The following is a 20,136-nucleotide window of genomic DNA, read 5'->3' as shown; positions in this document are numbered from 1 at the left end:
TGATGTCATGGCGGGTTTACCTCCTATATCCTTTATTTTGGTTGTTTGAGCAACACCAGTATAAAGGAGAGGTGCCCGCCTTTTTCATTATCTCTTTCACTTTACCTAAGTAAACGGAACGAAACTCTGGCCCATCTACATCTTATTTTCAATTTGCTATTGACTTACATTAGTTGCACTAGCATAATTGTTTATTGCAAAAAAGCCTGCCAACACCCAAAAAGTGTAGTGTTTCCAATATTGAATAAGAATATGAATTTTTAGAGAAGCAAAATAATATGAAGGAGATGAAAGGATGAAAAAGGGAAAGTTTTTTAGTCTTACTGTAGTCGCGATTTTAGTCGCATTATTCTGTGTTGCTTCTGTTGGCTTGGCAGCAGAGAAAAAAGACACCTTGGTGGTAGCTAATATTTATGATGCAAAAACTCTTGATCCTCAAGCTACCAATGACGTTGCATCTTCTGGAGCTATGATGCAGATTTATGAAACACTTGTTGCGCTTGATGATGATAACAACGTTGTTCCTCAGCTTGCTGAAAAGTGGGAGAAACTTGATGACCTTACATACAAGTTTTATCTCCTGAAGGGTGTTAAATTCCATAATGGTGAAGAACTTAAGGCTAGCGATGTGAAATACACTATCGACCGTGCCATGTCTCCCAAGGGTGCCGCTATTCAGAACTATTCTGGAGAAGTCGAGAAGGTTGAAGTTCTTGATGATTATACATTGATTATCAAGACCAAGAAACCGTCCACCCCCTTCCTTGCCTCTCTGAGCCACACATGGGGCAGCATTATGAATGCTAAAGCAGTTGAAGAGGCTGGAGATAACTATGGTATGCATCCAATCGGAACCGGCCCCTTTAAGTTTTTAAGCTGGGCAAAAGGTGATCGTTTGACCCTTGAGCGTTTTGAAGACTTCCATGGTAAGAAACCTGCCTATAAGACCCTTGTTATGCGTTCTATTACAGAGCCCACAAGCCGTACAATCGAGCTTGAGAGCGGAGCTGTAGATATCGCTTATCAGATCACAACTAATGATATTAAGAGAGTTGAAGAGAACCCTAACCTCAAATTGATGAGAGTTATGGATAACTCCACATCATATCTTGGCTTTAACTGTGAAAAAGCTCCTTTCGATAACGTGAAAGTTCGCCAGGCTATCAACCTTGCTATTGATACAGTGGGTATTAACAAAGCTGTCTATCGTGGAATAGGACAGGCTCCAACTGGACCAATTGCTCCCAATGTAAAATACTTTGATAAATCACAGCCTGTACATGAGCAGGATATGGAGACAGCTAAAAAGCTTCTTGAAGAAGCTGGCTACAAAGATGGATTCAAAGCTCAGATCTGGACAAATGACAAGAAAGAAAGAGTTGACATGGCTACCATCATTCAGAGTCAGCTTTCTGAGATTGGCATTGATGTTGAGATTAAAGTTCTTGAGTGGGGAGCTTATCTCGATGGTTTGAAGGCCAAACAGCATGATATGTTCATTGTTGGCTGGGTTTCTACAGTTCCAGATCCTGAATTTGCCGTTGGTGGCGTTTTCCACTCTTCCATGAAAGGTAAAATGAACTTCTCTTTCTTTGGAGATCCTAAAGTTGACGAACTTATTGAAAAAGGTAAGACTCTTCCTGATGGTGCAGATCGTGAAGCTGTGTATGTTGAATTGCAGAAAGAGCTTAATGAAAAACGCCCCTGGGTTTACCTTCTCAATGATGAGCAGATCTGTGGAATGCAGAAAAATGTAAAAGGATTCAGACCCAGTCCCAGAGGATATCACGAGCTTTACAACGTCTATTTTGAAGACTAAAAGTTCATGGTGGTAGTGCCTCGTTATTGTTATTTCTTAAGTTTTTGAGTTTAAATTAATGGTTGCAGGAGCTGAAATGTTCCTGCAACCATCGTGTTTCAGGAGGAAAACGGATGCTCAAGTATATTTTTAAGCGAATTATATCTCTTATCCCTGTTCTTATAGGAGTCGCTTTCATCGTCTTCTCTCTGCTTTATTTCACGCCTGGTGATCCGGCCAGAATGGTTCTTGGTGATATGGCTACAGAAGAAGCTCTTCAGGCGTTTAGAGAGACAGAAGGGCTAAATGACCCCTTTATTGTTCAATTTGGCAGATATCTGTATAAAGCGACTACTCAAGCAGATATTGGCCGTTCATATGTGACCAAAAGACCTGTAACAAACGAAATAATGACAGTTTTCCCAGCTACATTGAAACTTGCTGCCTTTTCTATGTTTCTTGCAGTTATTTTTGGCATTCCCTTCGGAATAATTTCTGCTATAAAACAATACTCGTGGTTTGATTCGATAACTATGATATTTGCCATGATTGGAATATCCATGCCTGTCTTCTGGTTAGGTGTTTTGCTTATACTTTTCTTCTCAGTTCGGCTTAATTGGTTGCCATCGTCAGGATTTGGAACTTTTAGTGCCATGATCCTGCCTTCTATTTCATTGGCTGCACAAGGAGTAGCAATTGTTACTCGTATGACACGTTCGACGATGCTAGAGGTTATACGACAGGATTATATTCGTACCGTACGAGCAAAGGGCCAAAAAGAATCACTGGTCATTTGGCGTCATGCTTTGCCGAATGCCTTGATTCCTGTTATCACAATCGCTGGTATTCAGTTTGGTCAGCTTTTAGGCGGAGCTGTTTTGACAGAATCAATATTCTCTATTCCTGGAGTTGGGCGTTTGATGGTAGAAGCTATTAAAATGAGAGACTTCCCAGTTGTGCAAGGTGGAGTTTTGTACATTGCCGTAGCTTTTAGTTTGGTCAACCTCCTTGTGGATTTGATTTATGCATGGATCGACCCGCGCATAAAAGCTCAGTACAGATAATCGGAGGGTACACGATGAGTCAGATGAAAAAGAGAAAAATGGGGAACTTCGGAGAAATTATGCGTCGTTTAAAGAAGAACCGTCTTGCCATGTTTGGTTTAACAATAGTTGTTCTTCTCTTTATTACGGCGCTCTTTGCTGATTTTATTGCTCCATACAGCTATGCAAAGCAGCATTTAAGCGATGCCTTCCAAGCTCCCAACAGTAAATATATTTTAGGAACAGATGAGTTTGGTCGTGATATTTTCAGCCGCATTGTCTATGGATCTCGAATTTCCTTACAGGTAGGATTTATAGCAGTTGGATTGGCTGTTGTCGTTGGTGGCTTCTTGGGAGCAGTATCCGGCTTTTATGGTGGAAAAATTGATAACCTTATTATGCGGGCAATGGATATATTGCTTTCCATTCCTCAAATTCTATTGGCCATTGCTATAGCGGCATCTTTAGGGCCTGGACTTTTCAACCTTATGATTGCCGTAGGTATTTCCTCGATTCCGAGCTATGCTCGAATTGTGCGCAGCGCTGTTTTGTCAATTCGCAACCAGGAGTTTGTTGAAGCAGCTAAAGCGATGGGATCAAGTGATTTTAGAATTATTATGAAGCATATCCTGCCAAATAGTATGGCACCCATTATTGTTCAGGCAACTTTAGGAGTAGCTTTTGCCATTTTAACGGCAGCTGGTTTAAGCTTCATCGGGTTAGGAATTCAGCCTCCCATGCCAGAGTGGGGAGCCATGCTTTCGGGAGGACGAGGTTATATTCGTGATTATCCATATATGACCCTTTTCCCTGGTTTGGCGATTATGATTACCATTCTTGCTTTGAATTTCCTTGGTGACGGTCTTCGCGATGCCTTAGATCCGAAATTAAAGCGTTAGAGTAAGAGAGGGACGTTTTATGACAGAAAAAAAAGATCTTTTACTGGATATACAGAATCTTACAGTTCATTATGAAACTGATAGCGGTGTCGTTCATGCAGTTGAAGGATTGAATCTTCAGCTTGGACATGGTGAGTCATTGGGTTTTGTCGGCGAAACAGGAGCAGGAAAAACTACAACCGCTTTAGCGATTATGCAGCTTATTCCAAATCCTCCCGGAAAAATTCTTAATGGCAACATCATTTTTGATGGCCAGAATTTAAATACATTGAATGAAGAAGAGAAACGCCACATTCGAGGTGGCAAAATAGCAATGATTTTCCAGGATCCCATGACATCTCTTAACCCTGTCATCCCTGTTGGAGAACAGATTGCTGAAATGATTGAATTGCACCAGAACGTAACAAAAGATGAAGCTTTTAAAAAAGCAGTTCAAATGTTAGAACTTGTGGGAATCAGGCCGGAACGTGCGAAAGATTTTCCCCACCAATTTAGTGGAGGAATGCGTCAGAGAGTGGTTATCGCTATTGCTCTAGCATGTGATCCCACCCTTCTTATAGCTGATGAACCGACAACAGCTCTAGATGTTACTATACAGGCTCAGGTTTTGGAACTAATGAAGGAGCTTAAGAAAGAATTCAACACTTCCATGATCATGATTACCCATGATTTAGGAGTTGTGGCTGAGATTTGCGATAAAGTAGCCATTATGTATGCAGGAAGTGTCGTGGAGTATGCTGACACGCGTGTTCTTTATACGAATCCGCTGCACCCATATACCAATGGCCTTTTTAACTCTATTCCTGATCTTGATGAAGATGAGGAAGAATTGAAGGTTATTCAGGGACTAATGCCAGACCCAACGAACTTGCCTTCTGGGTGTACATTCCATCCTCGATGCCCTCTGGCTCAACCTGAGTGTTCACAAAAGAAGCCAGAAATGATCGAGATTGAGCCTGGACATTTTGTAGCGTGCCCCGTTTGTTGCAACGCTTTTGTGAAGAAGGGGTAGGAGGAAACAAGATGAATGGAAGCAGAGAAAAATTAATTGAAGTCAATCACTTGAAAAAGTATTTCCCAACAAAGAAAGGGATGCTTCACGCAGTAGACGATGTGTCGTTTTTTGTTTACGAGGGGGAGACTCTTGGATTAGTTGGGGAATCTGGATGCGGTAAATCAACATTGGGACGCGTTATGATCCGCCTTCTTGACGCTACTGATGGAGAAGTTATCTATAGAGGGGAAAATATTTTAAAGTACAACAAGAGACAGATGAAAGATCTGCGAAAAGATGTTCAGATTGTTTTCCAAGATCCATATTCATCTCTTAACCCTCGTCTTTCTGTATCAGAACTCATTGCTGAACCGTTGATCGTTAATAACGTGTATAACGGATCAAAGGCAGAGCGTGATGCTCGTATTCGCACTCTCATGGATACGGTAGGTCTGGCACAACGCCTTGTTCATGCCTACCCTCATGAGCTTGATGGTGGTAGACGTCAGCGAATTGGTATAGCACGTTCTTTGGCGTTGGATCCAGATTTCATAGTTCTCGATGAACCTGTTTCGGCCCTTGATGTATGTATTCAGGCTCAGATTTTGAATCTGTTGAATACCCTTAAAAAGGAAAAAGGATTTACCTATATTTTCATTGCTCACAACCTCAGCGTTGTAAAGCACGTTTCTGACCGTATAGCTGTTATGTATTTAGGAAAGATCGTAGAGCTTTCAGATTATCGCACTGTATTTGCTGATCCTCTTCATCCTTATACGCAAGCTCTTCTTTCCGCTATACCTATTCCGAAGGTGGATCAACAGAGAGATCGAATTATTCTCGAAGGAGATGTTCCAAGTCCTATCGAGCCGCCTGAAGGATGCCGTTTTGCTGGTCGTTGCCGTTATAGGAAAGATATTTGTTCTCAAAAAACACCGGAGCTTCGGGAAATAGAAAAAGGACATTTTATAGCTTGCCATTTTGCCCGAAACCTTTCGATGTAGTTTATACGGAGGTGTTTCATGTTGCGTATTGATATGGAGTATGTAAATTCACTTATGCTTGAGCTTTTGTCCATTCCTTCTGTAGGTGGAGATTGTGAAGAGGCAATGGCAAGAGTGGAAGAGGAATTCAATCGTTTTAATATTTCTGTAAGCCGTACAAATAAAGGCGCACTCATAGGAACAATGAAAGGAACAGATGACGATCACCATGTTCTTATTGCGTCTCATGTAGATACCCTTGGAGCTATTGTGCGTGAAATAAAAAGTAACGGACGCCTTAAAATGCTTCAGATAGGTGGCTTTGCCTGGAATTCAGTGGAAGGCGAAAATGTTCTTGTCAGAACAATGGATGGAACAGAATATTCTGGTTCCATTCTTCCTTATAAAGCTTCAATACACGGTTTTTCAGACGAAGTACGTGATATGAAACGTGATGACGACTCGATGGAACTTCGTCTTGATGAGCTTGTGAAGACAAAAGAAGACGTTTTGAATTTAGGAATTCATGTTGGTGACCTTATCTTCTTCCAGCCACGAGCGGTTATTACCCCTTCTGGTTTTGTAAAATCTCGCCATTTAGACGATAAAGCGTGTGTTGCCCTCATGTTCGGAGCTATCAAATCCCTTTGCGATGAGGGGAAAATGCCATCTCGCACCACTCATTTTTACGTTACCAATTACGAAGAGATGGGACATGGAATTTCGCGTATTCCTGAGAAAGTTACAGAATTCGCAGCTCTGGATATAGGAATAGTTACAGAAGCATCTGCTTCAGAAGAGACAGCTGTAACTATTTTGGCCAAAGATAGCCGCACTCCCTATGATCTGTCGTTCAGAAAGCGTCTTGTCGCTTTAGCTGAAAAGTATGGAATCGACTATAGAGTGGATGTTCACTATCGTTATGGAAGTGACGCGAGTATTGCAGCCATAGCCGGATTCGACGTTAACTTTGCTTGTTTCGGCCCTGGTGTTGATGCAACGCATCATTATGAACGTACTCACGTAAAGGCGATAGAAGAGACTGCCAAACTTCTTACTGCTTATATAAGCGATTAATTACCAAAAAACGATATTGGATATTAATGGAGGATTGAAAATATGTCTTCAGTTGTCGAGCGTTTTTTACATTACGTATCCTTCGATACCCGGGCGATAGAAGAATCAGGTAACGTTCCCAGTTCTGAGGGGCAGTTTGATCTCGCCAATGCCGTTGCAGAAGAAATGAAAGCACTTGGCATGGTTGATATCTCTGTTGATGAACATGCTTACGTTATGGGAACTCTCCCTGCAAATACAAAGAAGGCAAACGTTCCTTCTGTTGGGTTTATTGCTCACCTTGATACCTCTACAGAAGTAACTGGTGCAAATGTTAAGCCCAGAATAGTAAAAAATTATGATGGGGAAGATATTGTCCTTAATGGAGAACTTAACGTTGTTCTTTCTACGAAAGATTTCCCTGAATTGAAAAATTACAAGGGAGAAGATCTTATTGTTACCGATGGAACCACTCTTCTTGGTGTAGATGACAAGGGGGGCATGGCTCAGATTATGGCAGCAGTAGAGTATTTTACAACTCATCCAGAAATTGAGCATGGTCCGATTAAAGTTTGTTTTACTCCAGACGAAGAGATTGGTCATCAGGCTGTGTTACTTGACCTTAACGCTTTTGGCGCAGATTTCGCTTATACAGTCGATGGGGGACCTGTCGGGGAGCTTAACTTCGAGACATTCAATGCCGCGAAGGCTGTTATAACGATTCATGGACGTAATGTCCACCCAGGAACGGCTAAAAACAAAATGGTTAACGCTGCTCTCATCGGGACTGAATTTGCTGCTATGCTTCCCACAGAAGAAACTCCTGAGAAGACAGAGGGATATGAAGGCTTTTATCATCTTATTTCCTTCAGCGGTGATGTCGAAAAGGCCGAATTACAGTACATTATTAGAGATCATGATTGGGATAAGTTCCAAAATCGTAAAGCTTTTGTCGAAAAAGCTGCACAGAAACTACAGGAGAAATATGGTTCTCACGTTTTAGAGTGTGTTCTTTCAGATCAATATTACAACATGGCTGATAATATTAAAGAAGCCATGCATATTGTTGAAACTGCTCAGCAAGCGATGAAAAATGTTGGTATAGAGCCGATTATTGTTCCTGTACGTGGTGGCACTGATGGCTCAAGCCTTTCTCACCGTGGTCTCTTGACTCCGAACCTTTTTACTGGCGGTCATAATTATCACGGACGTTTTGAATATGTTCCTGTTTTTGCCCTTGAAAAGGGAGTCGAAGTGATTGTTAATATTCTAAAACTTTACGCGGAGTAGTTTGGCAACGAAAGAGTGTAATATACAATAACAAAACAACAAAACAACAAAAGGGAAGCTTTTACTTACAAAAAAGCTTCCCTTTTTATTACAATTGTTGATACTCAAATACGTGAAGATTCGACAATAAGTTTTTGGAATAAAGGAAGCATGGTATCTGAAGAAGAAAGCATCATTTCCGGATGCCACTGCACTCCAACAACGAATGGGTTGTTTTCTTTTTCTATAGCTTCAACAATTCCATCAGCTGCACAGGCTGTGACTTTAAATCCTTTTGCGCATTGTTTTATACTTTGATGATGGTAGCTGTTAACAGGAATTTTTTGTGAAAACAGAGATGAAAGTATAGACTCAGATTCAATATTGATTGTATGTGTAGCATTTCCTCTGAGCGCTTTTTGAGAGTGTTTGACAAAAAAATTCGGGTCAGAAGCTATGTCCTGATATAAATTCCCTCCAAAAGCCACGTTGAGAAGTTGTGCCCCCTTGCATATTCCCAAGAAAGGTTTACCTGCATCTACAGCGGCTTTCACAGAGGCCAACTGGGAGCGATCAATAGACGTGCAGATAAATTCAAGTTTATTATGTGGTTCCTCACCATAAAGAAGTGGATCAATATCATATCCGCCCGAGGCAAGCACCCCATCTACAGTAAGTGGAAGTTCCTTCGCCAATTCGAGATTGTCTACCACAGGCAAAATAAGAGGAATGCCACCTGCTTTTTCTATAGCACGAATATAATCTGTATTGACATAGCTTCGTTCTAATCCATACATGCTGTCGTTCTTATCAAAAAGGATATTACCTATTATTCCTATAACGGGTTTTTTCATTGACGTATTCCTTCCTTTTGTGAAAGAGCCTGTATCGTATTGAAGAGAAGAGTTACTCCAATAGGTAAAGAGGCTTCATCAATATCAAAGTATTCATTGTGATGTCCTGCCGTTAGTGTAGAGCCTACAATAATATAGGTAGCTTCTCCGCCATGATCTTGAACTCTTTTCATCATCCACGTAGCATCGTCACTTCCACCAGAAGGAGTATTTCTCTCTATTTCTTTGATTCCTTTTATCTTGGAAGCTTCAGAGACTATAAGATCTACAAGATCATCACTGCTGCGAGTGGTTGTAGCTGCGCCTGTTTCCTTAATACTACTCGTAATGCCGTACATTGTAGCAGCTCCATCGATGATCTCACAGGCTCTTTTATAAACATATGATGCTATCTCTTCTGTTTCTCCCCGAGTTTCTACCTTCATGATAGCTTTGGGAGGAATAACATTTCTTCCTTCTCCTGCCTGGAGAACACCAACATTAACACGTGTCATGCCTTTTGAATGAGGAGCAATTGCATGAAGATTTAGCGCTGCGGAACAGGCGGCTAGAAGTGCATTTTTACCATTTTGCGGAGCGGCTCCGGCATGGGACGAAACTCCGGTGAATTGAACGTCAAATTTTGTTGTGCAGAGAAAACCATAAGCACCGGCAGTTATTTTCCCCGTAGGATTGGGCATCCCAAGATGAACAGCTATAAAGTAGTCGCTGTCATCAAGAATCCCCTTATCAGTAATGGCTTTAGCACCTCTGACTCCCTCTTCTGCTGGCTGAAAAATAAGCTTTATTTTGCCAGTAAGGGTTTCTTTATGTTCCATAAGAAGCTCTGCAAGTCCGAGTCCCATGGCGGTATGACCATCATGCCCACAGGAGTGCATTGCTCCAGGATTAACAGATGCGAAGCCTTCTTTTACAGGGCGGTGTTTAGGATCTTTTGTTTCAGAAACGTCTACTGCATCAAAATCGAAGCGGAGTGATGTTGTTGGACCCGAACGTTTCGTATCGAGAATAGCGACTACCCCGGGATGACGATCCATTTTTTCGATCCACTTTTTTATCGCACCTTGTTCTATAGCACGTTCGATGTGTTTGTCTATTTCTTTTTCTTCTGGTCGACCCATTACAGATGCAAATTCGAATATTGATGATCCAAATAAAAGATCTTTATAGCCTAGTTTGTCGAGGTATTCTGCTACGAGAGAGGCCGTTCTGAACTCCGTCCAGGCCGTTTCAGCATATTTATGAAAATCACGGCGATACGCAATAATTTTCTCAGTAAGTGTTTGAGAAATCATTTTTGAACCTCCATAAGTTTGAAAGCGGCGAGAACAAGATATCTGACGCCATAGGGCAATGCTGCTTCATCGGGTAAAAACTGGTTGTTATGAAGCTTAGGCATTTCCTCCAGAGGGACATCAGTAGGACGGCAACCAATCCAGGCAAAGGCTGAAGGAACCTTTTCGCTGAAGAAAGCAAAATCTTCTCCCCCTAAGTCAGGCATCGCTATTTCTATAAGATTCTCTTCTCCTACAAGTTCGAGAATAGCTTGGCGAGCAATATCTGCAACGAAAGTATTGTTTTGAAGTGAAGGGTAACCAAATTTGTAGTCGACAGTAGCTTCGGCACCGATTCCTTGAGCTGCCCCACTAACGGCACGTTCAATCCAAGCTGGCATTTGCTTTCGTGTCTCAGGGTTGAATGTGCGCACTGTCCCATCCAGTTTAACATCCTCAGGAATAATGTTATATCGAGTTCCGCCGTGTATTGTGCCTATAGTGATGACAGCTTGATCAAGAGGACTAACATTTCTGGAAATAATGGCTTGTAAGGCGTTGATAACCTGAGCTGATGCAACTATGGCATCGACTCCGAACTGGGGAGTAGAGGCATGCGCAGATTTACCCTTGAGGTTGATATTCAGTCTGTCAGAAGCTGCTGACATGGCTCCATTCCTTATGCCTACTTGTCCTGTAGTCAGTGTCGGCCATACGTGTACGCCAAGCATATAATCAACTTTAGGATTTTCAAGTACTCCGTCACGAATCATTCCCGGAGCGCCCCCGGTTGGGCTATTTTCTTCGGCTGGTTGGAAAACAAATTTTATCGTTCCTTTAATATCTTTTCGTAACTCTGAAAGAACGTGTGCTGCACCAAGCAACATAGCTGTATGTGAGTCGTGACCACATGCATGCATTACCCCCATGTTCTGTGATGCAAAAGGAACATCTGTTTTTTCCTCTATGGAAAGAGCGTCCATGTCAGCCCGAAGGGCTATAACAGGGCCACTTTCATTGCCATGCAGTATCCCGACTACACCAGTTGTTCCGATTTCTGTTTGTACATCAAGATTGAGAGATTTTAGAATGGAAGCGACCTTTTGAGCTGTCTTGAATTCCTGGTTGCTTAATTCAGGATGGGCGTGAATCTCTTTCCAGTAACTAAGATATGTTTCCCTAAAGCGTTTTTCCAACTGTTGGATATATTCAAGCATACAAAAACCTCCTCATTTTTGCATGATAGAGAAAAGGTTACCTAATAGAGCTTATTATTTTATCATGGTCGATTGGTTCCTCCTAACTTTTCAGTTTTGTTTGTATTGTCTTTGGTGCCAGTATCAATGATAATAAAGAAAAGAAAGGGGTGGAAAAAATGGAATTGCACTGCTCTGATTTCGAACATGAGGAAATGATGCCCCGACAGCATGGGCGTTCTTTCGATAATAAGGTTCCGTCTTTTTCATGGGAACATGTTCCTGAGAACACAAAAAGTTTTGCACTTGTATGTCATGACCCTGACGCTCTTTCGGGGACGTGGATTCATTGGGTTGTTTATAATATCCCTTCTGATTTACGAAGTCTTCCCAATGATTTAGGACGGGCCGTCGAAGCTGCTAATGGAGTTTGTCAGGGGCTGAATAGCTGGGGCGAGGTTGGATATGACGGGCCACAACCTCCATCTGGGTCTGGAATCCATCGTTACTTTTTTACCCTTTATGCGTTAAATACATCTTTTGATTTCAAAGGTGAGGTTCCCCTTCATGTACTGACTGAAGCTATGAAAGGACACGTTCTTTCTCAGGCAGAATACATGGGACGTTTTGGGAAATAGAGGAGTCAGGTTGCCAGCATTGGAAAAGGCTGATAAAATACCCTTTGGCGGTCTTCTCCAGGAGATTCAGCCCTGTGCGGCAAAACACCGCGAATCCTGTCAGGCCCGGAAGGGAGCAGCAGTAAGCGGAGCGTTTTGGGTGCCACAGGAAGCTGGGTCTCCTGGAGAAGACCGCCGTTATATATATTATCTGAAAGAAAGCTTACACCTCTTCGTGGTCTTCTTCCGGCACTACGTCTTCTTTGAAGACCATCCCTGCAGGAGCAATATCTATTAATGCTTCTATCAATTTTTCAAGATTATCGAGATCAGGGTCTTTAGCTTCATGAACACAACGATTGATGTAGTTCTTTAAAATTTCGATACAAGCTTTTTGCATGGCTTTTCTTGCGGCAGAAAGTTGCAGAAGAACTTCATAACAAGGCTTTTCTTCTATGATCATTCTCTGGATGCCTCGCAATTGTCCTTCTACGCGGCGTAATCTGTTGAGCATAGCTTTCCCAGCTGGAGACATATCGTCCAGCTTTTTGATAAGGGAATTTTGTGTCATTTATAATCCTCCTCAGTAAACATTTGTTTATAGAATTTATCTATTCAACAATACAGGGTATATGTAAAATCCGCAACATAGTAATTGCAAAACCTGCAAAATGTTGAAGGAGTATTGCGAAATGTGATATACTCTCCGGTGGCCCATATCACACACATAAACTGATGGGAGTAGGGGTGCCTTTGAAGCTGCGAAGGTTCTGCTTCCAGGGGATGTTTGTGGAGGGAAAAAACCATTTTATTAGGAGGGGTTTACTGTGTCAGTAGTAAGTATGAAGCAGCTTCTTGAGTGCGGTGTTCACTTTGGACATCAGACCAGACGTTGGAACCCGAAGATGAAGCCATATATCTTCACAGAGAGAAACGGTGTCTATATTATCGATTTGCAGAAAACAGTGAGAGGCCTTGAAAAAGCATATAGCTTTGTGCGGGAAATCGCGCAGAATAATGGCTCTATCCTCTTTGTTGGAACAAAACGTCAGGCTCAGGATACTATTCGTGAAGAAGCCGAGCGTAGTGGACAGTATTACATCAACCAGCGCTGGCTTGGTGGTTTAATGACGAACTTCGCTACGATTCGCAAACGCGTTAATCGTATGATCGAACTTCGTAAGATGGCAAGCGAAGAATCATGGAGCAATCTTTCCAAGAAAGAAATCGCACTTCAGAAAAAAGAATTAGCAAAACTTGAGAAGTACTTAAGTGGTATTGCTGGGATGAAAGCGCTTCCAGATGCCCTTTTCCTTATTGATCCTCGCCGAGAAGAAATAGCAATTCTCGAAGCAAAGAAACTGGGAATTCCTGTTATCGCTATTGTTGATACAAACTGCGATCCTGAAGTAGTGGATTTCCCTATCCCTGGCAATGATGATGCTATTCGTGCCATCAAATTGATTTCTGGATTAATGGCTGATGCTATGATAGAAGGGCACCAGGGTGAAGATGCTCTTGCTACTGGCGCAGTTGAAGAAGGGGTAGAAGTTTCTGAGGAAGATATTATATCTGTTCGCGAACGACTTCATGAAGTGTACGACGATACAGATGAAGTGGAAGAATAATTAAGGGAGGACGTATTGAGCATGGCAGAGATTAGTGCATCTGCGGTAAAGGAACTTAGAGAGCGTACCGGTGCAGGTATGATGGATTGTAAACATGCTCTGACTGAGACGCAGGGTGATATGGAAAAAGCTATTGACTACCTTCGTGAAAAGGGAATAGCCAAAGCTGCTAAAAAGGCTACACGTAGTGCTAAAGACGGAAGAGTCTTCTGCTATCTTCATACAAATGCAAAGATAGCTTCTATGGTAGAACTTAACTGCGAAACTGATTTTGTCGCAAAGACCGATGAATTTCAGGAGCTTGGACACGAGTTGGCAATGCAGATTGCTGCTTCTGCTCCGCTGTATGTTTCTTCTGAAGAAGTTCCAGCTGATGTTATTGAAAGAGAAAAAGAAATTTATCGTCAGCAGGCAATGGAAGAGGGGAAACCTGCAAATATAGTTGACAAAATTGCCGAGGGTAAAGTTCATAAATATTTTGAAACAACTTGCCTTCTCGATCAGGCCTACATTAGAGATGGAGATAAGAAGATAAACGATCTCATTATTGAACATATTGCCAAATTGGGCGAAAATATAAAAGTTGGACGAATCGCCCGCTTTGCTATTGGCGAATAATAAAAGTAAAAGGGGCGAGGCCAAAATAAAGACCTCGTCCTTTTTTTTGCCTTAAATTTCTTTCGGAGGCGTATAACCATGGTAAAAAGAATATTACTGAAACTTTCAGGTGAAGTACTTGCCGGTTCAAAAAGTTTTGGATTGGATTTAGAGGCAATACGTTCTATATGTGAAGAAATTGCAGATGTTGCCAGGGCTGGGGTAGAAATTGCCATGGTCGTTGGTGGTGGCAATATGCTTCGAGGAAGAGATGTTCAAACAATGGGTATAGAAAGAGCTCAAGCCGATTCTATGGGAATGCTGGCAACTATTATTAACGCGCTGGCATTACAGGATGTGCTTGAGAAGCTCGGGGTTCCTACAAGAGTTCAGACAGCTATAGAAATGCGTCAACTTGCAGAACCCTATATCAGAAGACGGGCTATACGCCATCTTGAAAAGGGAAGAATTGTGATTTTTGCGGGGGGAACTGGTTCCCCTTATTTTTCTACAGATACAGCAGCAGCTCTTCGTGCAGCCGAAGTTGGCGCAGATTGCGTGTTGAAAGCTACAAAGGTAGATGGTATATATAGTGCAGATCCAGTTAAAAACCCTGATGCGGTCCTTTTACATAAAATTACATATATGGAAGCTCTTCAAAAACAACTTGAGATCATGGACGCCGCGGCTTTTTCGCTTTGTATGGAGAACCATATCCCTATAGTGGTTCTAAATGTTTTGAAAAAGGGCAATTTGGGTGAATTTTTAATTCACGGGAAGAAAATAGGAACGATAGTATCTACGGGGGAGGAGGAGTTTTACAGTGCCTAAACAAGAGATTAAGACTATGAAAGACAAGATGGACAAGGTTATTGATCATTTGAAGGAAGAGTACATCGGTATTCGTACAGGACGGGCTCATCCAGGTTTGGTAAGTGACATTAAAATTGACTACTACGGAAGTCAGACACCTATTAAACAATTGGCCACTATTTCTGTTCCAGAAGCCCGACAGATTGTTATTGCTCCTTTTGATAAATCCGTACTTAAAGGAATTGAAAAAGCAATACAGGCTTCATCTTTGGGTATTAACCCTCAAAATGATGGAGAAAATGTTCGCCTTACATTGCCAGAGCTTACAAAAGAGCGGCGTGTAGAGTTATCTAAAGTTGTGGCTAAATATGCTGAAGAGGCAAGAATAGCTGTTCGAAACCTTCGCAGAGACAGTAATGATGTTCTTAAAAAAATGGAAAAAGATTCTACCATTAGCGAAGACGACTTGAGAAAATATACAAAGGAAGTTCAGGATATTACTGACGACTACATAAAAAAAATAGACGAGATACTTAAGTCCAAAGAAAAAGAAATAATCGAAGGCGACTAGAAAAAATATAAGCCCCCACTTTAAAAGCGGGGGCTTGTTTTTTATGTAGTTAAGTAGCGTTTTCTTAGAAGAAAATTTCTTTCAACAAAAAGACGACAAAAAGGAAAATCATCATCGGGCTGACTTGATGCTTTTTGCCTGTCATGTACTTAATGATTACAAAACTGATGACTCCAAATTCGATTCCTGCAGCGATGCTGTAGCTAAAGGGCATGGTAAAAATAGCTATGCAAGCCGGAACGAGATCTGTCCATTCTGAAAAATCGAATTGTTTTAAACTCATTGTCATGAAAATTCCGACCATAACCAGAGCTGGAGCAGTAGCACACGCTGGAACAACTGCAACGAGCGGACTGAAGAAAAGGGCAAGAAGGAAAAGTACGGCAGTTGTTAATGCAGTGAGGCCTGTTCGTCCACCTTGTTCTACGCCGCTGGCACTTTCAACGTAAGAAGTTACTGTAGATGTCCCCAAGATTGCTCCCGCAGATGTTCCAATAGCATCAGCGAGAAGCGCTTCTTTTGCTCTGGGAAGCTTGCCTTCAGAATCAAGCATTCCTGCGCGATTTGTAACTCCTACGAGTGTTCCGACAGTATCGAAAAAGTCAACAAAGAAGAAAGTGAAGACGACAATCCAGAAGTTAGGGTTCATGAATGAAGAAAAATCAAGTTGAGCAAAGATAGGAGCAAGAGAGGGAGGCATAGAGATAAGCCCCTTGGGCATGGCTGTAACACCTAAAGGGATACTGATAGCTGTAATGATGAGTATTCCCCAGAGGATAGCTCCTCGAACACGTCGAGCTTCCAAAATAACCATAATGAAAAATCCTAAAATAGCTAAAAGAGAGGTAGAACTTTTTAGATTTCCCATTCCGACAAGAACTGCGTCATTATTGACAATGATTCCAGCACTTTGAAGACCAATAAATGTGATAAAGAGGCCGATTCCAGTAGAAATACCAATTTTAAGAGAGGTGGGGATAGCGTTAACAACGCCTTCTCGTATACGAGTCAATGTGAGAAGTATAAAAATAACGCCTTCAGTAAAAATAGCGGCTAATGCTGTTTGCCAACTGATTCCCATTCCGAGAACAACACCAAAAGCGAAAAATGCGTTAAGTCCCATTCCTACCGATAAAGCGATTGGATAGTTCGCTAAAAAAGCCATAAGAAGAGTAGCAAAAGCACTTGCTACACATGTCGCTGTCATAACTGCTCCGAAAGGCATTCCAGCCTTTTCCATAATGCTTGGATTAACAAAAATAATGTATGCCATCGTCATGAAAGTCGTTATTCCAGCTAAAATTTCTGTACGGACGTCACTACCAGCCTCCCGCACTTTAAAATATCTTTCGAGCCACGAAGCCATTTTTACATCCTCCCATTTAGATTTAAATTGATTAAAATAATTGAGAACAGAGGGAAGTATAATCCAAACTTTTACAAAATTCAACACGTTAAAGTTAAGCTGTAAGTTTGACCATACCTGCTAAAATATTAACATAAGTTTCTATGTTTATTGGGGGTGACTTTTTTGGTTTTACCGAAAGTCTATATAACGCAGCGCATTCTTGAAGAAGGCCGCCAGTTACTTGATGGCAGGGTTGATTATAGAATGTGGGAGGGGGATGGCGCTCCCGACCGTGAAACCTTGTTACGAGAGGTAGAAAACGTAGATGGTCTTTTATCGATGCTTGCTGATACTATTGATGAAACGTTGTTTAGGAAGGCGCCACGTCTTAAAGTTGTCAGTCAACATGCAGTGGGATACGACAATATTGATGTAGATGCCGCAACTCGTCATGGTGTTTTGATCTGTAATACTCCGAATGTTTTGACTGATGCAACGGCTGATTTGGCGTTTACGTTACTTTTGGCAGTAGCTCGTCGACTTGTTGAATGCGGAGGCTATTTGCGCAACGGTCAGTGGACTACGTGGTATCCAGATATGTGGTTGGGAATGGATACCGCAGGTAAAAAGTTGGGTATTATTGGTTTTGGCCAGATTGGTCAGGCAATGGCTCGACGTGCTAAGGGGTTTGGAATGTCTATTTCTTACTATAACCCTTCTGCTAAACCGCAAGCCGAGAGGAAATTGAACGCTAAGCGTGTTTCCCTTGAAGAGTTGCTTCGCACTTCTGATTACGTATCAATTCATTGCCCATTGAATGATAATACGCGAAAATTAATAGGCGAAAAAGAATTGAAAATGATGAAGTCTACAGCCATTCTTATTAACACGTCTCGTGGTCCTGTTATAGATCAGCAAGCCTTATATAAAGCATTATCGGAGAAATGGATATGGGGGGCAGGACTTGATGTATTTGAGAAGGAACCCGTTCCTTTAAACGAGCCATTGCTCACACTTCCAAATGTAACTGTGATGCCCCATATGGGCAGCGCGACATATGATAGTAGAGGGGGAATGAGTCGTCTTGCAGCTCAAAACCTGCTTGATGCACTCGAAGGTCGCTACCCAGCCCATGTTGTGAATTCTTCTCTTTTAGATAGAGATTAACTAATATAATTATAGAAGCTAATTAAAAAGGAAGGGATCTCAAAAGAGACCCCTTCCTTAAATATTTTATGAATGATAGTGGTATTTTTTATTGAAGTTCTTCAAGGAATTCTTTGAGTCTTCGCATTCCTTCGCGAATTTCTTCTGCCGAGTTCGAGTAAGAAACGCGCATATTCCCAGGAACCATAAAGGCTCTTCCTGGTACGCCTGCAACATATTTACTCTCTAGAAGGGCAGTGCAGAAAGAGCTATCATCTGTAATGACTGTATCTCCATGCTTTTTGCCGAAAGTCTTCTCTACGTTAATCCATACGTAAAAAGCACCTTCTGGTTCTTGAAACTGGATATGAGGCATTTCTTTAAGAAGATTGATGATGATATCTCTACGTTTGCTGAATTCATCGTGCATTGCTACGACATCATTTTCTGCCTCTCGGAGTGCTCCAAGAGCTGCCCACTGAGCTACTGAGCAAGCATTTGATGTCAAATGTCCCTGGAAGGAACCCATTTTAGCAATCACATCACTTGGGCCTAAGGCATAACCAATGCGCCATCCTGTCATGGCAAAGGCTTTACTTACGCCATTGATAATGATGGTGATATCTTTAGCTTCTGGGCAGACATTGAGAATTTGATGATGTTTAGCTTCTCCATATACAAGTCTTTCATAAATTTCGTCATAAATGATCGCTATATTATTCTCTACGGCAATTTCTGCAAGCCCCTTAAGTGTCTTTTCATCATAAATAGCGCCAGTTGGGTTGTTGGGAGTATTTATCATCATGCAGCGTGTTCGTGGAGTAATAGCTTTGCGAACCACATCAAGGTCTGGTACATAGCCAGTATTAGATGTGTCAATAAGAACTTCTTTTCCTTCAAAGAGGCGAATTTGTTCAACATAGCTTACCCATGCAGGGGTAAAGACCAATACTTCGTCACCTGGATCAATAAGACAACCGAGAGCTTCATAAAGAAGGGGTTTTGCTCCAGCACCTACCAAAACCTGATTGCTTTCGTATGTAAGCCCGAAATGATTCTTGTAGTATTCACATGCAGCGTCTTTAAGTTCGGGGATACCAGAAGCCGGGGTGTAATGGGTTTGTCCCTTCTGCATGGCTTCCTCAGCGTATCGCAGCGCTGATGACGGGGAGGGAAAATCAGGCTCTCCTGCTCCAAAAGAAATCACAGGTTTTCCTTCACGTTTTAGTGCTTTGGCTTTAGCGACGACGGCGAGGGTAGCTGAGGGTTCCATCCTGCGTGCCCGTTGAGAAATATGCATCACATATCAACTCCTGATTTTTATAGTAGAGATATACTCTGTATAAGGTATTATAACGGTCTTATCTTAAGACAGCTAGTGCTTGTTTATTGCTCATATCATGGGGCAATGTTAGAATAAAGACGATTAGAGCAAGATTGGAGGGATGTATATGGACGTACGCTTTGTAGCACGAAATGCTATTATTGACGACGAGCTCCGTGATTATATGAGAGGAAAGGTTTCAAAACTAGATAAGTTTTTTAACCGGATCCTTGATAATCAGGTGTTGGTGAGCTTTGGTCGGGGGATGCACAACGTTGAAATAACCTCCAACGCTAATGGTGTAATAATGCGAAGTGAGGAAAGTGCGCCGGATATGCGGAAGGCCTTCGATAAGGCACTAAAGAATATCGAACGTCAGATTAAACGTCATAACGCCTATCTCAAAGACAGAGCACAGTTACGTACCCATGATGTTTCTTTTAATCTCGAAGGCTTTTCTGAAAGTGAACCATCGGTGTCTGTAGAGGAAGAAATAGTAAAAGTGAAGCGTTTCCCTCTTCGTCCCATGACAGCTAAGGAAGCAACGATGCAGATGGATCTTCTTGGACATGAGTTTTTCCTCTTTAAAAACGTAGAAACTGGAACAGTTAATGTAGTGTATAGACGTAAAAACGGAGGGTTCGGACTTCTCGAACCTATCGACTAGTGTCGTAATAGGTTTTCTGTAAAAAGTGCAGAAGGCCCCCCATTTTGGGGGCCTTTTTT

Annotated in this window: 20 protein-coding genes and 1 other RNA gene; 15 read left to right on the top strand and 6 right to left on the bottom strand. The window is 41.8% G+C overall.

Annotated features, from left to right (window positions below; all coding sequences use genetic code 11):
- Positions 1-295 precede the first annotated feature (295 nt).
- From VB083_RS10030 to pepT, 7 genes are all read left to right on the top strand, one after another.
- Entirely contained in the window at positions 296-1,819 is a 1,524-nt protein-coding gene (locus tag VB083_RS10030) for an ABC transporter substrate-binding protein (RefSeq protein WP_213690420.1), read from the top strand.
- 113 nt (positions 1,820-1,932) lie between these two features.
- Positions 1,933-2,862, top strand: coding sequence for a nickel ABC transporter permease (gene nikB / locus VB083_RS10025; RefSeq protein WP_213695898.1), 930 nt, complete (start codon positions 1,933-1,935; stop codon positions 2,860-2,862).
- Positions 2,863-2,876: 14 nt separating this feature from the next.
- Positions 2,877-3,740 (top strand): nickel transporter permease, encoded by an 864-nt coding sequence (gene nikC, locus VB083_RS10020; RefSeq protein ID WP_213690418.1) that lies wholly within the window; start codon positions 2,877-2,879, stop codon positions 3,738-3,740.
- A gap of 19 nt (positions 3,741-3,759) precedes the next feature.
- Positions 3,760-4,752 carry an ABC transporter ATP-binding protein gene (locus VB083_RS10015; protein WP_323402018.1) on the top strand — a complete coding sequence of 331 codons (993 nt, stop codon included), beginning with the start codon at positions 3,760-3,762 and terminating at the stop codon, positions 4,750-4,752.
- A gap of 11 nt (positions 4,753-4,763) precedes the next feature.
- Positions 4,764-5,738, top strand: coding sequence for an ABC transporter ATP-binding protein (locus VB083_RS10010; protein ID WP_213690416.1), 975 nt, complete (start codon positions 4,764-4,766; stop codon positions 5,736-5,738).
- Positions 5,739-5,756: 18 nt separating this feature from the next.
- Complete coding sequence (locus tag VB083_RS10005) at positions 5,757-6,794, top strand: M42 family metallopeptidase (RefSeq protein WP_323402017.1); 1,038 nt, start codon at positions 5,757-5,759, stop codon at positions 6,792-6,794.
- 42 nt (positions 6,795-6,836) lie between these two features.
- Positions 6,837-8,063: a peptidase T gene (pepT, locus tag VB083_RS10000; RefSeq protein ID WP_213691450.1), complete on the top strand. Its 1,227-nt coding sequence runs from the start codon at positions 6,837-6,839 to the stop codon at positions 8,061-8,063.
- Positions 8,064-8,167: 104 nt separating this feature from the next.
- On the opposite strand, the gene VB083_RS09995 is transcribed toward pepT, so the two are convergent.
- The 3 genes from VB083_RS09995 to VB083_RS09985 are packed head-to-tail and all read right to left on the bottom strand — an operon-like array spanning position 8,168 to position 11,387.
- On the bottom strand, positions 8,168-8,896 hold the full coding sequence (locus VB083_RS09995) for a gamma-glutamyl-gamma-aminobutyrate hydrolase family protein (RefSeq protein WP_307880001.1): 729 nt from the start codon (positions 8,894-8,896) through the stop codon (positions 8,168-8,170).
- Positions 8,893-10,191: an amidohydrolase gene (locus VB083_RS09990; RefSeq protein ID WP_213695900.1), complete on the bottom strand. Its 1,299-nt coding sequence runs from the start codon at positions 10,189-10,191 to the stop codon at positions 8,893-8,895. Before VB083_RS09990 ends, VB083_RS09995 begins: the two co-directional genes overlap by 4 nt.
- The gene (locus VB083_RS09985; RefSeq protein ID WP_213691453.1) at positions 10,188-11,387 is read right to left on the bottom strand and encodes a M20 metallopeptidase family protein; all 1,200 of its coding nucleotides are present in this window, start codon (positions 11,385-11,387) and stop codon (positions 10,188-10,190) included. Before VB083_RS09985 ends, VB083_RS09990 begins: the two co-directional genes overlap by 4 nt.
- A gap of 158 nt (positions 11,388-11,545) precedes the next feature.
- Between VB083_RS09985 and VB083_RS09980 the strand changes: the two genes are divergently transcribed.
- Both VB083_RS09980 and ffs read left to right on the top strand, forming a co-directional pair.
- Positions 11,546-12,004, top strand: coding sequence for a YbhB/YbcL family Raf kinase inhibitor-like protein (locus tag VB083_RS09980; protein WP_213691454.1), 459 nt, complete (start codon positions 11,546-11,548; stop codon positions 12,002-12,004).
- A 63-nt stretch (positions 12,005-12,067) separates the two neighbouring features.
- Positions 12,068-12,166: signal recognition particle sRNA small type (ffs, locus tag VB083_RS09975), an RNA gene on the top strand.
- 40 nt (positions 12,167-12,206) lie between these two features.
- Here the strand turns inward: ffs and VB083_RS09970 are convergent.
- The gene (locus VB083_RS09970) at positions 12,207-12,554 is read right to left on the bottom strand and encodes a metal-sensitive transcriptional regulator (RefSeq protein WP_213691455.1); all 348 of its coding nucleotides are present in this window, start codon (positions 12,552-12,554) and stop codon (positions 12,207-12,209) included.
- A gap of 256 nt (positions 12,555-12,810) precedes the next feature.
- Here VB083_RS09970 and rpsB point away from each other — a divergent pair, with 256 nt between their 5' ends.
- The 4 genes from rpsB to frr all read left to right on the top strand — a co-directional run bounded on the left by rpsB (position 12,811) and on the right by frr (position 15,592).
- On the top strand, positions 12,811-13,611 hold the full coding sequence (gene rpsB / locus VB083_RS09965; RefSeq protein ID WP_213691456.1) for a 30S ribosomal protein S2: 801 nt from the start codon (positions 12,811-12,813) through the stop codon (positions 13,609-13,611).
- 21 nt (positions 13,612-13,632) lie between these two features.
- Positions 13,633-14,229, top strand: coding sequence for a translation elongation factor Ts (gene tsf / locus VB083_RS09960; protein ID WP_213691457.1), 597 nt, complete (start codon positions 13,633-13,635; stop codon positions 14,227-14,229).
- A gap of 78 nt (positions 14,230-14,307) precedes the next feature.
- Entirely contained in the window at positions 14,308-15,039 is a 732-nt protein-coding gene (gene pyrH, locus VB083_RS09955) for a UMP kinase (protein ID WP_213691458.1), read from the top strand.
- Positions 15,032-15,592: a ribosome recycling factor gene (gene frr / locus VB083_RS09950; RefSeq protein ID WP_213691459.1), complete on the top strand. Its 561-nt coding sequence runs from the start codon at positions 15,032-15,034 to the stop codon at positions 15,590-15,592. Before pyrH ends, frr begins: the two co-directional genes overlap by 8 nt.
- A 64-nt stretch (positions 15,593-15,656) precedes the next feature.
- Here frr and VB083_RS09945 read toward each other — a convergent pair whose 3' ends face one another.
- The gene (locus tag VB083_RS09945; protein ID WP_323402016.1) at positions 15,657-16,958 is read right to left on the bottom strand and encodes an NCS2 family permease; all 1,302 of its coding nucleotides are present in this window, start codon (positions 16,956-16,958) and stop codon (positions 15,657-15,659) included.
- 165 nt (positions 16,959-17,123) lie between these two features.
- Here VB083_RS09945 and VB083_RS09940 point away from each other — a divergent pair, with 165 nt between their 5' ends.
- Positions 17,124-18,107 (top strand): 2-hydroxyacid dehydrogenase, encoded by a 984-nt coding sequence (locus VB083_RS09940; protein ID WP_213691461.1) that lies wholly within the window; start codon positions 17,124-17,126, stop codon positions 18,105-18,107.
- Positions 18,108-18,195: 88 nt separating this feature from the next.
- Here VB083_RS09940 and VB083_RS09935 read toward each other — a convergent pair whose 3' ends face one another.
- On the bottom strand, positions 18,196-19,386 hold the full coding sequence (locus tag VB083_RS09935) for a pyridoxal phosphate-dependent aminotransferase (protein WP_213691462.1): 1,191 nt from the start codon (positions 19,384-19,386) through the stop codon (positions 18,196-18,198).
- 151 nt (positions 19,387-19,537) lie between these two features.
- On the opposite strand from VB083_RS09935, the gene hpf reads away from it, so the two are divergent.
- The gene (gene hpf / locus VB083_RS09930; RefSeq protein WP_213691463.1) at positions 19,538-20,077 is read left to right on the top strand and encodes a ribosome hibernation-promoting factor, HPF/YfiA family; all 540 of its coding nucleotides are present in this window, start codon (positions 19,538-19,540) and stop codon (positions 20,075-20,077) included.
- Positions 20,078-20,136 lie beyond the last annotated feature (59 nt).

The organism is Aminobacterium sp., assembly GCF_034926885.1.
GTDB lineage: Bacteria > Synergistota > Synergistia > Synergistales > Aminobacteriaceae > Aminobacterium.
This window is presented reverse-complemented; position numbering and strand designations above follow the sequence as displayed.

Excerpts from the sequence above, each read along its gene's own strand:
- VB083_RS10030 (WP_213690420.1), top strand. The coding sequence starts at position 296 with ATGAAAAAGGGAAAGTTTTTTAGTCTTACTGTAGTCGCGATTTTAGTC.
- nikB (WP_213695898.1), top strand. The coding sequence starts at position 1,933 with ATGCTCAAGTATATTTTTAAGCGAATTATATCTCTTATCCCTGTTCTT.
- nikC (WP_213690418.1), top strand. The coding sequence starts at position 2,877 with ATGAGTCAGATGAAAAAGAGAAAAATGGGGAACTTCGGAGAAATTATG.
- VB083_RS10015 (WP_323402018.1), top strand. The coding sequence starts at position 3,760 with ATGACAGAAAAAAAAGATCTTTTACTGGATATACAGAATCTTACAGTT.
- VB083_RS10010 (WP_213690416.1), top strand. The coding sequence starts at position 4,764 with ATGAATGGAAGCAGAGAAAAATTAATTGAAGTCAATCACTTGAAAAAG.
- VB083_RS10005 (WP_323402017.1), top strand. The coding sequence starts at position 5,757 with ATGTTGCGTATTGATATGGAGTATGTAAATTCACTTATGCTTGAGCTT.
- pepT (WP_213691450.1), top strand. The coding sequence starts at position 6,837 with ATGTCTTCAGTTGTCGAGCGTTTTTTACATTACGTATCCTTCGATACC.
- VB083_RS09995 (WP_307880001.1), bottom strand. The coding sequence starts at position 8,896 with ATGAAAAAACCCGTTATAGGAATAATAGGTAATATCCTTTTTGATAAG.
- VB083_RS09990 (WP_213695900.1), bottom strand. The coding sequence starts at position 10,191 with ATGATTTCTCAAACACTTACTGAGAAAATTATTGCGTATCGCCGTGAT.
- VB083_RS09985 (WP_213691453.1), bottom strand. The coding sequence starts at position 11,387 with ATGCTTGAATATATCCAACAGTTGGAAAAACGCTTTAGGGAAACATAT.
- VB083_RS09980 (WP_213691454.1), top strand. The coding sequence starts at position 11,546 with ATGGAATTGCACTGCTCTGATTTCGAACATGAGGAAATGATGCCCCGA.
- VB083_RS09970 (WP_213691455.1), bottom strand. The coding sequence starts at position 12,554 with ATGACACAAAATTCCCTTATCAAAAAGCTGGACGATATGTCTCCAGCT.
- tsf (WP_213691457.1), top strand. The coding sequence starts at position 13,633 with ATGGCAGAGATTAGTGCATCTGCGGTAAAGGAACTTAGAGAGCGTACC.
- pyrH (WP_213691458.1), top strand. The coding sequence starts at position 14,308 with ATGGTAAAAAGAATATTACTGAAACTTTCAGGTGAAGTACTTGCCGGT.
- VB083_RS09945 (WP_323402016.1), bottom strand. The coding sequence starts at position 16,958 with ATGGCTTCGTGGCTCGAAAGATATTTTAAAGTGCGGGAGGCTGGTAGT.
- VB083_RS09935 (WP_213691462.1), bottom strand. The coding sequence starts at position 19,386 with ATGCATATTTCTCAACGGGCACGCAGGATGGAACCCTCAGCTACCCTC.
- hpf (WP_213691463.1), top strand. The coding sequence starts at position 19,538 with ATGGACGTACGCTTTGTAGCACGAAATGCTATTATTGACGACGAGCTC.